The sequence below is a fragment of the Kluyvera ascorbata genome (assembly GCF_023195735.1).
Lineage (GTDB): Bacteria > Pseudomonadota > Gammaproteobacteria > Enterobacterales > Enterobacteriaceae > Kluyvera > Kluyvera ascorbata.
Genome location: NZ_CP096201.1, coordinates 2,835,088 through 2,849,775, shown reverse-complemented (window position 1 = coordinate 2,849,775; position 14,688 = coordinate 2,835,088). Strand labels below are relative to the sequence as shown.

Annotated in this window: 14 protein-coding genes, 1 pseudogene and 1 other annotated feature; of the genes and pseudogenes, 6 read left to right on the top strand and 9 right to left on the bottom strand. The window is 56.3% G+C overall.

Annotated features, from left to right (window positions below; all coding sequences use genetic code 11):
* Nucleotides 1-19: 19 nt before the first annotated feature.
* Complete coding sequence (locus MY052_RS13635) at nt 20-1,147, top strand: EAL domain-containing protein (RefSeq protein ID WP_248537190.1); 1,128 nt, start codon at nt 20-22, stop codon at nt 1,145-1,147.
* Here the strand turns inward: MY052_RS13635 and MY052_RS13630 are convergent.
* A protein-coding gene (locus MY052_RS13630; RefSeq protein ID WP_248537189.1) for an IS1 family transposase occupies nt 1,082-1,779 on the bottom strand; the annotation gives its coding sequence in 2 pieces (ribosomal slippage) (nt 1,082-1,530 and nt 1,530-1,779; 699 coding nt in all). The genes MY052_RS13635 and MY052_RS13630 overlap by 66 nt on opposite strands.
* A gap of 58 nt (nt 1,780-1,837) precedes the next feature.
* Here MY052_RS13630 and MY052_RS13625 point away from each other — a divergent pair.
* Nucleotides 1,838-2,320 (top strand): annotated as a pseudogene (locus tag MY052_RS13625) (EAL domain-containing protein); the annotation flags it as partial.
* A 9-nt stretch (nt 2,321-2,329) separates the two neighbouring features.
* Here the strand turns inward: MY052_RS13625 and MY052_RS13620 are convergent.
* Both MY052_RS13620 and MY052_RS13615 read right to left on the bottom strand, forming a co-directional pair.
* Nucleotides 2,330-2,962 carry a LysE family translocator gene (locus MY052_RS13620; protein WP_248537188.1) on the bottom strand — a complete coding sequence of 211 codons (633 nt, stop codon included), beginning with the start codon at nt 2,960-2,962 and terminating at the stop codon, nt 2,330-2,332.
* A 325-nt stretch (nt 2,963-3,287) separates the two neighbouring features.
* The gene (locus MY052_RS13615) at nt 3,288-4,235 is read right to left on the bottom strand and encodes a quinone oxidoreductase family protein (protein ID WP_248537187.1); all 948 of its coding nucleotides are present in this window, start codon (nt 4,233-4,235) and stop codon (nt 3,288-3,290) included.
* Nucleotides 4,236-4,310: 75 nt separating this feature from the next.
* On the opposite strand from MY052_RS13615, the gene MY052_RS13610 reads away from it, so the two are divergent.
* On the top strand, nt 4,311-4,766 hold the full coding sequence (locus MY052_RS13610; RefSeq protein ID WP_248537186.1) for a MarR family winged helix-turn-helix transcriptional regulator: 456 nt from the start codon (nt 4,311-4,313) through the stop codon (nt 4,764-4,766).
* Between the two features lie 32 nt (nt 4,767-4,798).
* On the opposite strand, the gene trpA is transcribed toward MY052_RS13610, so the two are convergent.
* The 5 genes from trpA to MY052_RS13585 are packed head-to-tail and all read right to left on the bottom strand — an operon-like array spanning nt 4,799 to nt 11,330.
* On the bottom strand, nt 4,799-5,608 hold the full coding sequence (gene trpA, locus MY052_RS13605; RefSeq protein ID WP_248537185.1) for a tryptophan synthase subunit alpha: 810 nt from the start codon (nt 5,606-5,608) through the stop codon (nt 4,799-4,801).
* Nucleotides 5,608-6,801 (bottom strand): tryptophan synthase subunit beta, encoded by a 1,194-nt coding sequence (gene trpB / locus MY052_RS13600; protein ID WP_035892954.1) that lies wholly within the window; start codon nt 6,799-6,801, stop codon nt 5,608-5,610. Before trpB ends, trpA begins: the two co-directional genes overlap by 1 nt.
* Nucleotides 6,802-6,810: 9 nt before the next feature.
* Nucleotides 6,811-8,169, bottom strand: coding sequence for a bifunctional indole-3-glycerol-phosphate synthase TrpC/phosphoribosylanthranilate isomerase TrpF (gene trpCF / locus MY052_RS13595; RefSeq protein ID WP_248537184.1), 1,359 nt, complete (start codon nt 8,167-8,169; stop codon nt 6,811-6,813).
* A gap of 3 nt (nt 8,170-8,172) precedes the next feature.
* On the bottom strand, nt 8,173-9,768 hold the full coding sequence (gene trpD, locus MY052_RS13590; RefSeq protein WP_248537183.1) for a bifunctional anthranilate synthase glutamate amidotransferase component TrpG/anthranilate phosphoribosyltransferase TrpD: 1,596 nt from the start codon (nt 9,766-9,768) through the stop codon (nt 8,173-8,175).
* A complete protein-coding gene (locus tag MY052_RS13585) occupies nt 9,768-11,330 on the bottom strand; it encodes an anthranilate synthase component 1 (RefSeq protein WP_248537182.1) in 1,563 nt (520 codons plus the stop codon). Before MY052_RS13585 ends, trpD begins: the two co-directional genes overlap by 1 nt.
* A 34-nt stretch (nt 11,331-11,364) precedes the next feature.
* Nucleotides 11,365-11,457: a sequence feature (Trp leader region), on the bottom strand.
* A gap of 167 nt (nt 11,458-11,624) precedes the next feature.
* On the opposite strand from MY052_RS13585, the gene rnm reads away from it, so the two are divergent.
* On the top strand, nt 11,625-12,506 hold the full coding sequence (gene rnm / locus MY052_RS13580) for an RNase RNM (RefSeq protein WP_035892945.1): 882 nt from the start codon (nt 11,625-11,627) through the stop codon (nt 12,504-12,506).
* Nucleotides 12,503-13,123, top strand: coding sequence for an L-threonylcarbamoyladenylate synthase (locus MY052_RS13575; RefSeq protein ID WP_035892943.1), 621 nt, complete (start codon nt 12,503-12,505; stop codon nt 13,121-13,123). The genes rnm and MY052_RS13575 overlap by 4 nt, the downstream gene beginning before the upstream one ends.
* A 40-nt stretch (nt 13,124-13,163) precedes the next feature.
* Here MY052_RS13575 and MY052_RS13570 read toward each other — a convergent pair whose 3' ends face one another.
* Nucleotides 13,164-14,075 (bottom strand): LysR family transcriptional regulator, encoded by a 912-nt coding sequence (locus tag MY052_RS13570; protein ID WP_035892942.1) that lies wholly within the window; start codon nt 14,073-14,075, stop codon nt 13,164-13,166.
* A 96-nt stretch (nt 14,076-14,171) separates the two neighbouring features.
* Between MY052_RS13570 and MY052_RS13565 the strand changes: the two genes are divergently transcribed.
* Nucleotides 14,172-14,663, top strand: a complete 492-nt coding sequence (locus MY052_RS13565) for a GNAT family N-acetyltransferase (RefSeq protein WP_248537181.1) — start codon at nt 14,172-14,174, stop codon at nt 14,661-14,663.
* Nucleotides 14,664-14,688 lie beyond the last annotated feature (25 nt).

Sequence of the window (14,688 nt, the reverse complement as noted above, 5' to 3'; positions counted from 1 at the left end):
TCACGGCCTGGTGACGTTAATGCGCAATATCCTCATTCCCGTCTGTGCCGCGATACTTCTTCTGGTTGCCGGTGTTTTTATTCTTAATGCCCAGCTCTGGTATTCGCTTCGGGAGGATCGCTTAGCTGGCGCCCGTTATGCTGCCCAAAATATTGCCACTATTCTTAACGAAGCAAAGGATGCAACCCGCGTAGCGGTTGAGGTTAGCACTCGGGGATGTGATTCCGCAGGGCAATACCAGTTAGGGACCGAGGCGGCGGTGCAGCCGCATCTAAGAACGCTAGTAATCCTCAGTGAGGGGAAGGTCTGGTGTACGTCGTTGCCCGGTAATAATGTGCTGCTTCGACACCTGGATACGATCCCCGAAAAAGAGCTGTCGCTGATTCCCGCAAAAAATGCGGTAGATAACCGGCCTGTGATGCTATTTCAACGACATTTTGCGGGAAAACGCATTATTGTTAGCATCAGCGATCGTAATATACGCGACGCCATGAATACGCCCCTACGCTACGTAAACTATTCGTTAGCGGTGGGCAATCAGGTGATGGGCATGAGCGGCGATATTACTACGCGGGTGGAAAATGCGCCCGGGCGCGGCACCATCGAGGCGGCTGCCTATCCTTTTAGCATCCAGTACAATCTCCCACCGTTGTTTAGCGCGAGCCGCCTGATTCACCAGGGCGGTGGGATCCTTATCTTCTTGTTGTTGATGTCCTGCATTGCCGCCTACGCGCTGTACAAATACCTTAACAAAAGCACAACCCCAGAAGAGTCATTGCGCAGGGCCATCGCGAAAGGTGAAATTGTGCCTTTCTATCAGCCTATCATGAACGGTAGGGAGGGTACCCTGCGGGGTATTGAGGTGCTGGCGCGCTGGAAGCATCCGAAGGCGGGCTTTATTTCGCCTTCGGTCTTTATTCCCGCTGCCGAAAAGTCTGGGCTGATCGTTGCGTTGACGCGTAGCCTGATGACTCAGGTCGTGGCGCATATGAATGCGATTGAAAGCAAGCTGCCGGAAGGGTTCCATGTGGGGATTAATTTCAGCGCGTCGCATATAACCTCGCCAGGTAATGACTCCAACTTATTGATAGTGTTTTATGTTCAGATAATGCCCGATGACTTTGTCATGCAGCTCCACCGATTTTGAGAGCGACAGCGACTTCCGTCCCAGCCGTGCCAGGTGCTGCCTCAGATTCAGGTTATGCCGCTCAATTCGCTGCGTATATCGCTTGCTGATTACGTGCAGCTTTCCCTTCAGGCGGGATTCATACAGCGGCCAGCCATCCGTCATCCATATCACCACGTCAAAGGGTGATAGCAGGCTCATAAGACGCCCCAGCGTCGCCAGAGTGCGTTCACCGAAGACGTGCGCAACAACCGTCTTCCGGAGCCTGTCATACGCGTAAAACAGCCAGCGCTGGCGCGATTTAGCCCCGACGTAGCCCCACTGTTCGTCCATTTCAGCGCAGACAATCACATCACTGCCCGGTTGTATGCGCGAGGTTACCGACTGCGGCCTGAGTTTTTTAAGTGACGTAAAACCGTGTTGAGGCCAACGCCCATAATGCGTGCACTGGCGCGACATCCGACGCCATTCATGGCCATATCAATGATTTTCTGGTGCGTACCGGGTTGAGAAGCGGTGTAAGTGAACTGCAGTTGCCATGTTTTACGGCAGTGAGAGCAGAGATAGCGCTGATGTCCGGCAGTGCTTTTGCCGTTACGCACCACCCCGTCAGTAGCTGAACAGGAGGGACAGCTGATAGAAACAGAAGCCACTGGAGCACCTCAAAAACACCATCATACACTAAATCAGTAAGTTGGCAGCATCACCACCTCGCCAACGTTTGTTGCCGAGTGCCTTGAATATAAAAAGAATTTCATACGAAAAGATCTGAATCTGGTGATTGAAATGACAGAGCGCGAGCCGCTGCACGTCGATGAGCATCTGATTCAGACGCTGAACGTGCTGCATGAAAGCGGGTTTACTATCGCGCTCGACGATTTTGGTACCGGATACTCCGGGCTCTCTTATTTGCACGACCTGCATATCGATTACATCAAAATCGATCAGAGCTTTGTTGGCAGGGTGAATGCCTATAAGGACTCCACGCTTATCCTCGATACCGTACTGGAGCTTGCACGAAAACTCTCTATCAGCATCGTCGCGGAAGGCGTCGAAACGCAGGCCCAACTCGACTATCTCAGCCGCAACAACATCACTTTCCTGCAGGGGTATTATTTTTATAAACCGGTCTCTTTACCCGAGCTTGTGAAAATTCTGCTGTCGAAGCCAAAAGTGAAAGTTGTCGTGGAATAATTCCCGCCGCTAGCGGCGGGATTCAGTGGCAATCTTAATCGCCAGCCCCGTTAATACGCCCCCCATTAACCAACGCTGGATGGTGCCAAACGACGGACGGCGCACCAGAAATAGAGCAATGGTGCCCGCTGAAATTGCCACTAGCGCGTTAATTGACACGCTGATAACGATTTGCGTCATGCCCAATATCAGCGACTGCGTCAGCACGCTGCCCTGCATGGGGTTAATAAACTGCGGCAGGAGAGAAAGGTAGACGATGGCGATTTTGGGGTTGAGCAGATTGGTCAGAAAGCCCATCAGGAACAGCTTGCGCGGACTGTGCTTAGGCAGTTCTTTTAGCTGGAACGGTGAGCGCCCGCCGGGGCGTACCGACTGCCATGCCATCCACAGCAGATAGATGACGCCGGCAATGCGCAGCGCGTCATAGGCGTAGGGTACTGCCATCATCAGCGCGGTTAAGCCAAAGGCGGCGCTGACCATATAGAAGATAAAGCCCAGCGCTACGCCGCCAAGTGAGACCAACCCCGCAGTGCGCCCTTGAGAAATGGAACGTGAGATCAGGTAGATCATATTAGGGCCGGGGGTAAGCGCCATGCCGAGAGACACGAAGGCGAAGGCGAGAATGTTGTGGGACTCTGACATGGGTAACTCCATCGGGGCGAGGAGTTTTTATACTACGACGTCTAATGAATACGGGCGAGACAATTGTTGGTAGGGGGCTGCTCCCGGCAGCGCTTCGCTTGGCCGGGCTACAAACCGTGTAGCGCGGGCGAGGCGTTTGCGCCGACCCCGGGGCTGGCACGGGGCCAAAAAAAAGCCCGCATAGAATGCGGGCAAAAATACTGGAAGCAATGTGAGCAATGTCGTACCGAATACCTGAGTGATTTGCTCAACTATTCGGTAATGAGAAAGATAATATTTCTCATTTAAGATATCAACCCTATCTTTTGTGTGAAAGCGATTTTTTTTAATCGAGGGTGAAAACGGTGCGTTTCTGACTGTTGTCCTGCGACCACGCGCAGGCGACATCGCGCAGGGGAACGGGGGTGGTGGCGATGGTAAAACCACCGGCAACGGCGGCATGTAACATTTCGCCGGTTGCCTGCAAAAGCTGAGGCATCGACAGGCTGCCAATACCGCTTCCCATCAGCTGTAATGGGGCAGAGCGCAATACCGCACTGTTAAGCGCAATATCGCTTCCTGCAAGTGACCCCACCTGAACATAGCGAAGGGGGGCGTTGCCCGGGCTGTATTTGGCAAGCGCAGGCAGCATCAGCTCGGCGCTATGTCCCCAAAGATAATCGATAACCACGTCAATGCCCTGATTGGCCTGCACCGCAAACTCGGCGCTGAGAGCGGTGTCATCGCCGGTTAGCAGGATAGTGGCATCGGCGTTCAACGCGGCGAGTGCACTGGCATTGCGCCCGGTCGCAATCACTTTTTTTGCGCCAAGGTAGCGAGCAATCTGCACCGCGAGCTGTCCCGCGCTGCCGGTCGCGCCGTTCACCAGCACGGTTTCACCCGCCTCAAATTTTGCGCGTTTGACCAGCGCTGCCCATGCGGACATTCCCGGATTTGCCATCGCGGCGGCGGTCACATCGTCTAAGCCATCCGGCAGCGCAAAGCAGTTCTGGCAAGCAACGGGCGCGTATTGTGCCATGCTGCCCCACGGAGACGCGGGGAAGGCGAAATAGACCCGCTCGCCAGAGGGGAGTGTGCCGGTGCCGTCGATACCGACGACAAACGGCAGCGTGCCGTCAAAACTGTAGTGCTTCCCGCAAGCGCGACTCTTAACAACATGGCTAATCGCGGCGGCGCGTACGGTAACTAACGTTTGCTGCTCGCCGACCTGCGGTTCATTAAAATCGGCCCAAATAGGGCCTTGGGCGAGGTCAAAGACCACGGCTGCTTTCATAATTTTGTCTCCATAGGGTATTTATGTGTAAAATGCACATATCAGATAACGGCACTATACTCGGTTGGAAGATATATGCAATATGCACATAATGATTATGACATTACGACGTTTCACGGCGCGCTGCTGGATATCATCGGTGTAATGAACCAGCCCGCCCGCGATGAGCAGCTGTTACAGGCCGCGGGCGTTCAACTGGAACAGCTGCTGTTTCCGCTGCTGGTGGCGATTGGCCGCCGTGGGCCGATAGGCGTGGTGGAGCTGGCGGATAATCTTGGGCGGGATTACACCACCGTCAGCCGTCAGGTGAAAAAGCTGGAAGCGCAGGGGCTGGCGCACAAGCAGCCGAACGCGAACGACAGGCGTATTAGCGAAGTGACGTTGAGCGAACAGGGACAGGCGATTTTTGCGCAGATTGCGCGGGCGCGACAGAAACTGATGAATCAGGTGCTGGCAAACTGGTCACCGGATGAGGTACAGGCGCTGTTCACGCTGACGCGCAAATATGCCGACAGCTTACAGCAGCAATAAGCCGCCTGACGAGCGCCAGGCGGCCTGAGGGATTATGCGGTTTTGGTCGCCGCTTTCATGCTTTTCACAAAGTTTGACAGCTCGTCGAGCATCACATGAGGCTTCTCGACGTTGCGCTCAATGATTTTAACAATCGCGGAACCCGAAATAGCCCCGGCAGCACCCGCTTCGATGCTCGCGGTTACCTGATCCGGTGCAGAAATACCAAAGCCCTGCAGCGGCGGTGCCGCGTTGTACTCGGCCAGCTTTTCTACCAGATGGTGTAGCGGCAGCGCGGCGCGCGTTTCGGTACCGGTGACGCCTGCTCGGGAGAGTAGGTAGGTATAGCCACGGCCGTGTTCGGCAATCTGGCGCAGCAGTTCATCGTCGGCGTTTGGCGGGCAGATGAAGATAGGGGCAACGTTGTGGCGCATCGCGGCCTGACGGAACGGCGCGGACTCTTCTACCGGCACGTCGGCAACCAGCACTGAATCGACGCCTACGCGAGCGCATTCGGCATAGAACTCATCAATACCACGGTTAAAGACCAGGTTGGCGTACATCAGCAGGCCAATTGGAATCGTCGGATGCTTCTGACGAATGGCCGCCAGCATTTCAAAGCACTGGGTCGGCGTAACGCCGGAAGCAAAGGCGCGCAGGGTCGCGTTCTGGATGGTTGGGCCATCCGCCAGCGGGTCGGAGAACGGGATCCCCAGCTCCAGCGCGTCAGCACCGGCGGCAATCAGCGTGTCGATAATCTTCAGCGACTGCTCCGGGTTCGGGTCGCCCAGCGTGACGAAGGGAACAAACGCGCCTTCCTTGCGGGACTTCAGTTGAGCAAACAGGTTGTCATAGCGTTCCATCAGATTTCCCCTCGCGCTTTCAGAATATCGTGTACGGTAAAGATGTCTTTGTCGCCGCGACCGGACAGGTTTACGACCAGCAGCTGCTCTTTTTCTGGATTTTCGCGCATCATTTTCAGCGCGTGCGCCAGAGCGTGGGAGGATTCCAGCGCCGGGATAATCCCTTCGTGGCGGCTGAGCTCCTTGAAGGCATCCAGCGCTTCGTTATCGGTAATTGATACGTATTCGGCGCGGCCAATGCTGTTCAGGAAGGCGTGCTGTGGCCCAACGGACGGGAAGTCCAGACCGGCAGAAATCGAGTAAGATTCTTCAATCTGGCCTTCATCAGTCTGCATCATCGGCGATTTCATGCCGAAGTAGATACCCACACGACCGTGTTTCAGCGGCGCGCCGTGTTCGCCGGTTTCGATACCGTGACCGGCAGGTTCAACGCCAATCAGGCCGACGCTGGTTTCATCGATAAAGTCGGCGAACATGCCGATGGCGTTAGAACCGCCGCCGACGCAGGCAATGACCGCATCCGGCAGGCGACCTTCTTTTTCACGGACTTGCACCTTGGTCTCTTCACCAATCATGCGCTGGAATTCACGCACGATGGTTGGGAACGGGTGCGGACCTGCTGCGGTGCCGAGCATATAGTGCGCGGTTTCATAGCTGCCAGACCAGTCGCGCAGCGCTTCGTTACAAGCATCTTTCAGGGTAGCGGAGCCGCTGTGTACCGCGATAACCTCCGCGCCCATCAGGCGCATACGGAACACGTTCGGCGACTGACGTTCAATATCTTTTGCACCCATATAGATGCGGCATTTCAGGCCGAGCAGGGCGCAGGCAAGTGCAGACGCCACGCCATGTTGACCAGCGCCGGTTTCAGCGATGATCTCGGTTTTACCCATGCGTTTCGCCAGCAGCGCCTGACCCAACACCTGGTTGGTTTTGTGCGCGCCGCCGTGGAGTAAATCTTCACGCTTGAGGTACAGCGTGGTTTTGGTGCCTTCTGTCAGGTTACGACACTTGGTCAGCGCCGTTGGGCGACCCGCGTAGTTTTTCAGCAGGTCGGTAAACTCTGCCTGAAACGCAGGGTCTTTCTGGGCGCTGACGAAAGCCTCTTCCAGCTGGCGCAGGGCAGGCATCAGGATCTGCGGAACGTACATCCCGCCAAATTCACCAAAATAGGGGTTCAGTAAAGTGCTCATTATTGCTCCTTAATATGCGCGCAGCGTTTGAAATGCCGAGGCCAGTTTGCTGGCATCTTTAATGCCCGGTTGTAACTCTACGCCTGAATTGAAATCCAGTCCGACGCAGCCGCTTTTGGCGGCGGTCACGCAGTTATCTGCGCTTAAACCACCGGCCAGAATCACATTACTCAGATCCTGACCTTGTAACAGTGCCCAGTCGAAACGCTGCCCGGAACCGCCCTGACCGTTGTCGAAAACATATTTATCGACGTGGTTGAGGTCGCGTGCAGGCAACTTGTCGGCGACGCTCAGCGCTTTCCAGATTTGCACGCTGGCGGGCAGTTCGGCGCGCAGGGCGTCGATATAGGCCTGATCTTCGTCACCGTGAAGTTGAACGGCGCTGAGCTCAAGCGCAGTGGCACGTGCAACGACATCCGCCGCAGGTGTATTACGGAACACCCCAACGTAAGAGAGCGGTGCCGCGTTGATCACTTCGCGCGCCTGGTCTTCGCTGACCGCACGAGGTGACGTTGGAACGAAAATCAAACCGCCGTAAATGGCGCCGGCTTCATAGGCGGCCTGTGCGTCCTCTACACGCGTGAGCCCGCAGACTTTATTCTCGCCAAGCAGCACGCGGCGCACGGCGGCATTGAGGTCGTCATGGGACATCATCGCTGAGCCAATCAGGAAGCCATTGGCATAGTGCGCTAGCTCACGTACCTGGGCATTGGTGTTAATGCCAGATTCACTGATGACCGTGACATCGTGACCCAGGCGCGGTGCCAGTTGGCGCGTGCGGTTAAGGTCAATGGACAGGTCTCGCAGGTCGCGGTTGTTGATGCCGACGACTTTCGCTTTCAGCGCAATGGCGCGTTCCAGCTCTTCTTCATTACTGACTTCGGTCAACACGCCCATGTTCAGGCTATGTGCCACCGCCGCCAGTTGACGATACTGCTCGTCGTCCAGCACGGAGAGCATCAGCAGACAGGCGTCTGCCTGGTAGAAACGCGCCAGGTAAATCTGGTAAGGGTCGATAATAAAGTCTTTGCACAGAATCGGCTGCGGCGCGATGCCGCTGACGATAGGCAGGAAGTCGAAGCTGCCCTGGAAATATTTCTCATCGGTCAGCACGGAAATTGCCGAAGCGTAGTGCTTATAAACGTTAGCAATGCGCGCCGGGTCGAAATCATCGCGGATCACCCCTTTCGACGGAGAGGCTTTTTTGCACTCCAGAATAAAGGCGGTGCGGGTGCCGCGCAGCGCATCATAGAAGCTGCGCTGGGTTGGCTGTACGTCATTCTGGAACGAGGCTAACGGTTGTTGTTGTTTGCGGGCTTCTACCCAAATCGCTTTATCGGCAACGATTTTTGCTAATACGGTTTGCATTTCTTATCCTCTTGCCGCTAATGCGGTGACGCGATCGTAGGCTGCACCAGTGTGTAATACGTCGAGTACGCGCTGAACGTTCGCTTTTAAGTCTTCATGACCATACAGGCGCATCAACATGGCGACGTTAACCGCCACGGCGGACTCGTGTGCAGCTTCACCTTTACCTTGTAGCAAGCGTGTCAGAATGTCACGGTTTTCTTCCGGCGTGCCGCCAGCCAGTTCGGCCTGATGATAAGGCTTGAGGCCAAAGTCATCGGCGGTCAGTTGATAGCTCTTAATTTCGCCATTATTCAGCTCAGCGACAACCGTTGGCGCGTGCAGTGAAACTTCATCCATACCGCCGCTATGTACTACTGCGGCACGCTGATATCCCAGTACGCGCAGGGTTTCGGCAATCGGCAGCACCAGTTCTGGGCTGTAGACGCCAATCAGCGCCAGCGGCGGGTGTGCCGGGTTAATCAGCGGTCCCAGCACGTTAAACAGAGTGCGGGTTTTCAACTGCTGGCGAACCGGCATCGCGTGGCGGAAACCGGTGTGATACTTCGGTGCGAACAGGAAGCACACGCCCAGTTCGTCGAGCGCCTGACGTGATTTGTCGGCGTTCATATCAAGGTTAATGCCGAAGGCGGCCAGCAGGTCGGAAGAGCCAGACTTACTGGAGACGCTGCGGTTGCCGTGTTTGGCGACCTTCAGACCACACGCCGCGGCAACGAAGGCGCTGGCGGTGGAAATGTTGATGCTGTTGCTGCCGTCGCCGCCGGTGCCGACGATATCGGCAAACGGGTAGTCCGGGCGCGGGAACGGCGCGGCGTTCTCCAGCAAGGCAGTGGCGGCACCGGCAATTTCATTCGGGCTTTCGCCGCGAATTTTCATGCTTACCAGCGCAGCGGCCAGTTGCTCCGGCTTCACTTCACCGCGCACCACGGCGGAGAAAAGCTGGTGGCTTTCTTGCTGAGTCAGGGTTTCGGCCTGATACAGTTTTTCCAGAATCGGCTGCAGAGTGTTGCTTTGCTCCAGCTTCTGCAGCGCCCATGCCAGGGTCTGTTCCAGCAGGCGTGCGCCCTGGGTTGTCAGGATAGACTCCGGGTGGAACTGGAAGCCGCAGACGCGATCCGCGTCGTGACGTACCGCCATCACCATACCGTTGAAATGGGCGTTGATGGTTAAGCCTGCCGGAATGTTGCTGCCGACCAGCGAGTGGTAGCGCGCCACCGGCAGCGGGTTGGTTAACCCGGCAAACATCGCCTGGCCGTCGTGTTCAATGCTAGAGGCTTTGCCATGCAGGATTTCGCCAGCCTGACCAACGTAGCCGCCGTAGGCTTCAACAATCGCCTGATGGCCGAGGCAGATGCCGATAATCGGCAGCTTGCCGCGCATGCGGGTCAACAGTTCCGGCATACAGCCTGCTTCAGACGGTGCACCGGGGCCAGGGGAGAGCATCAGCACCGGGTTATCCATGGTACCCAGACGGTCAATTAAGGTCTGTGCCGGGACGTGGTTACGGTAAATCACCACGTTGTGGCCGTTTGCGCGCAGCTGATCTGCCAGGTTGTAGGTAAAAGAGTCGATGTTATCGAGCAGCAGAATGTCAGCCATCAGAAAATCTCCTGTGCATGATGAGCGGTGGCGATGGCGCGCAGAACCGCACGAGCTTTATTACGGGTTTCGTCGGCTTCAGACTGTGGAACGGAGTCGAGTACCACACCAGCGCCCGCCTGAACGGTCGCAATGCCGTTTTCAACGAAGGCGGAGCGGATAACAATGCAGGTATCAAGGTCGCCGTGGGCGGTGAAGTAGCCCACCGCGCCGCCGTAGCTGCCGCGACGTTTGCCTTCAGCGGCGGCAATCAGCTGCATGGCACGCACTTTTGGTGCGCCGCTCAGGGTGCCCATATTCATGCAGGCGCGGTACGCGTGCAGTACGTCGAGGTCTTTACGCAGCTCGCCAACCACGCGGGAGACGAGGTGCATGACAAAGGAGTAGCGGTCCACTTTGGTCAGGTCCGCGACGTAGCGGCTGCCCGGTGTACAGATACGCGCGAGATCGTTACGCGCCAGGTCAACCAGCATCAGATGCTCGGAGAGCTCTTTGTGGTCGGTACGCATTTCCAGCTCAATGCGGCTGTCGAGGTCGCGATCCAGCGAACCGTCGGCGCGGCGACCGCGCGGGCGGGTACCGGCAATCGGGTAGATCTCAATCTGGCGGTTGGTCGCGTCATATTTCAGCGAGCTTTCCGGTGACGCGCCGAACAGAGTGAAATCGTTGTCCTGCATAAAGAACATGTACGGGCTTGGGTTGCTCTTCTTCAGCACGTCGTAGGCGGCCAGTGGAGAAGGGCACGGCAGAGAGAAGCGGCGAGACGGCACCACCTGGAAAATTTCCCCGGCGCGAATCGCTTTTTGCATCTTACGCACCACGTCGCCGTATGCTTCATCGCTTTGGTTGGTTTCACAGCGCATGGTCTTAATTTCATGTACCGGCAGCGCTGACGGCGGCTCGTTCAACTGCTGACGAACCTGGGCGATGCGCTGCAGCAGACGGTCTTTCTCGGATTCAGATGGCGTAAACAGGCTCGCCTGAATACGCGTGTTCTTGGTCTGGTGGTCAATCACCAGCAGCGTTTCGGCCAGATAGAAGCAGTAGTCCGGGCAACTGGTGTCGTTTTCAAGCTGCGGGAGGTCTTCGAAGCCCGCGACCAGGTCATAGGCAAACAGACCGCCGAAGAACATCGCTTCACGTTCGTTTTGCGGAACGGTCACCAGCTCCTGTAACAGACGGAAGGCGTCGAACACCGACAGCGAACAGAGGCGAGCATCTTCATCCAGCAGCGTACTGACCGCCGGGAAACGCAGCACGCGGCAGGTCGGCTGGCGGTTGTTTTCTACACCCGCTGGCAGCGCGGCATCAAGCAGCGGCAGCAGGGAAGCGCCGTTATCGGACAGCGCCTGAATAGTGACGGTATCGCCGAGCGCGGTGATGCGCAGCGCGCTATCGACCAGCAGCAGGCTTTTTAAATCGTTTTTGCTGTCAATGTCGGCTGATTCAAGCAGCAGCGTCGCCGGGCGTGCACCGCACAGCTGATGGAACAGCGCGGTCGGATTCTCACGGTAAATCGCATCGCTGGTCAGAAGCTCGAGCATAGGTTTTTGTGTTTGCATCGTTGTTCTCGCCTGTTCTGAATAATTTTTACTTAATAAAAAGCCCGCTCATTGGCGGGCCGGGTATCTGTATGCTTTACGCAGACGTGATGACTCCGCCCTACTGGGAAGTACGCCACCAACCGCCGTGCAGAGCAATGATTTTACGCATCATTTTGAGATACCTTCTACTAAGTGAACTTGCGTACTAGTTAACTAGTTCGAGAGGGCAAAGTCAACCCCTGATTTTAGAATTTCATGCAATGCCGTTATGATAGGCCGCGAATCCTTATATGTAGTCCAATGGGAGCTGTTTTGAGCGACAACGAGTACGCCATCATTTATGACCTGCATAGCCACACGGTCGCCTCCGACGGACGGCTGACGCCGGAAGCGCTGGTGCATCGTGCGCTGGAAAACCGCGTAGGCACGCTGGCGATCACTGACCATGATTCTGTCGCAGCCATTCCTGCCGCACGAGCGGAAATCGCTCGCGCTGGTTTGCCGCTGACGCTGATTAGCGGCGTAGAGATCTCGACCCTTTGGGAAAATCACGAGATTCATATCGTCGGCCTGAATATTGATATCGCCAATCCGGCGCTCACCGCGTTTTTAAGCGCGCAGATAACGCGCCGTGAGCAGCGCGGGGTGATGATCGCCGAGCGGCTGGAAAAAGCGCATATTCCCGGCGCCTGGGAAGCGGCGCAGAAGTACGCCGAGGGTGGGGCGGTAACGCGTGCGCACTTTGCACGATTCCTCGTCGAACAGGGCAAAGCGAATAATATTGGCGACGTGTTTAAAAAATACCTCGCCCGTGGGAAAACCGGATACGTTCCGCCACAGTGGTGTACAATAAAGGAAGCTATTGATGTCATTCATCATTCGGGTGGAGTAGCCGTATTGGCCCATCCGGGGCGGTACGATTTGTCCGCCAAGTGGCTGAAAAGATTGCTGGCACACTTTAGTGAACACGGCGGTGATGCGATGGAAGTCGCCCAGTGTCAGCAAGCGCCTCACGAGCGCGCTCAGCTTGCCACCTATGCCCGCGATTACGGTTTACTGGGGTCACAGGGTTCCGATTTCCATCAGCCCTGCCCGTGGATAGAACTGGGCCGTAAACTGTGGTTACCCGCAGGCGTCGAGGGTGTCTGGCAGCGCTGGGAACAGCCGCAGAATTCAACTGAGAGGGAAGCATGAGTCAGTTTTTTTATATCCACCCGGATAACCCGCAGGCGCGTCTGATTAATCAGGCGGTAGAGATTGTGCGTAAGGGCGGCGTCATCGTCTACCCAACCGACTCCGGCTATGCGCTGGGCTGCAAAATTGAAGACAAAGGCGCGATGGAGCGCATTTGCCGCATCCGTCATTTGCCGGACGGCCACAACTTTACGCTGATGTGCCGCGACCTGTCCGAGCTGTCGACCTATTCCTACGTCGATAACGTGGCTTTTCGCTTAATCAAAAACAACACGCCGGGTAATTACACCTTCATCCTGAAGGGCACCAAAGAAGTGCCGCGTCGTCTGCTGCAGGAGAAGCGTAAAACCATCGGGATGCGCGTGCCTTCTAACCCTATTGCGCAGGCGCTGCTGGAAACCTTAGGCGAGCCGATGCTGTCGACCTCTCTGATGCTACCGGGCAGTGATTTCACCGAATCCGACCCGGAAGAGATTAAAGATCGTCTGGAGAAACTGGTGGATCTGATCATTCACGGCGGCTATCTCGGCCAACAGCCCACCACCGTTATCGATCTGACTGATGATTCTCCGGTCGTGCTGCGTGAAGGCGTCGGCGACGTAAAACCGTTCCTCTGATCTTCCACACCCGGCGAGCGATTGCCGCCGGGTGTTTCGCTTATTCAAACTGACTTATCTGCTCCAGCATCCACTGCTGCGCTTTTGCCTGCCCGTTCGCCGGACGGTAGTAAACCTTCAGGGTATAGGGCGGAATGGGGAACGGCGGGGTGTGCAGGGTGAGCTCGCGGGTATCAAATAGCTGATGGACGCCGCGACGCGGAAGCGTGATAGCCAAATCCGTACGGCTGACAATAAACGGCGCGGACATGACGCTCGGCAGCTCCACCACGGTACGACGGCTGACGTGGCGTGATGCCAGGTAGCTGTCGATAGGGCGATGATGCTCATTCCACGGGCTGACCACCACGTGTCCCAGTTGCAGATACGTTTCCGGCGTCAGCACATCGTTCGCCAGCGGATGGCCTTTACGTACCGCCACCACGTAGTCGTCGGTAAACAGTTCCAGCGATGCCAGGCCGTGGCGCGGCTGCACGTTCTCTTCCTCAAAACCGATGGCGAAATTGACTCTACCGGTTAACAGTTCCTCCAGCGCATCATATTCACGAGAGTACACAATGCGTGTCCGGATGCCGGGCGCGTCAGCCTGGAGTCTGGCGATGAGTTCGGGGAAAAACACCGCGGCGGTATAGTCGGTGGCGGCAAAGGTAAAGGTCTGATTGCTGGTCGCCGGGTGAAAATGGTCAGCCTGCCCGAGCTCACCGTTCAGCGCCGAGAGTGCCCCGGCAATGGCGGGAAACAGCGATTCGGCGCGCGGGGTTGGCTGCATCTGGCTACCCTGACGGCTGAATAGCGGGTCGTTGAGCGAACCGCGCAGACGACTTAATGCGTGGCTGAATGCGGAAGGGCTCATGGCGAGTTCGCTAGCGGCTTCGGCAACGCGGCGATGGCGATAAAGCGCGTCGAAGACCAGCAGCAGGTTAAGGTCTAGCAGGCGAAGATTGCGATGCATGTTATTCAGTTTACCAGTGAAAAGAATGCAGCGTATTCATATCACGCTGGCGCTAGAATAGCGAACATCAACTGAATGCGTATCTCTGGAGGCATTGTGTCACACGCTATTTTTCGTCAGGCTACTCCGTCCGACATCGACCGTTGTTATGAAATTGAATCCGCAGCCTATCCGGCAGATGAAGCGGCCACGCGGGAGAAAATTGCTATCCGCATTGCGCGTTACCCGCAGGGTTTCCTGTGCATGGAGCAGGACGGCGACATTATCGGCTTTATCAATGCGGGCTGCGCCTGGGACGTGGTGATGTCGGATGAAGAGTTCAAAGAGCTGGTGGGTCATGACCCGCAAGCGCCAAACGCGGTGATTATGTCGGTGGTGCTGGATCCTGATTATCAGGGCAAAGGCCTCGCCACTGTGTTGATGCAGGCGTTTATTGAACACATGCGCCAGCAGGGGAAAACGGCCATCTACCTGATGTGCAAAGCGCAGTACCTTGAGATGTATAAACGCTTTGGCTATCAGTTCCTGAAAAAATCTGACTCGACGCACGGTGGGGAAGCCTGGTTTGAAATGAGGCAGAGTATTTAGGTTTTTATCGCGCATTATTCCTTCT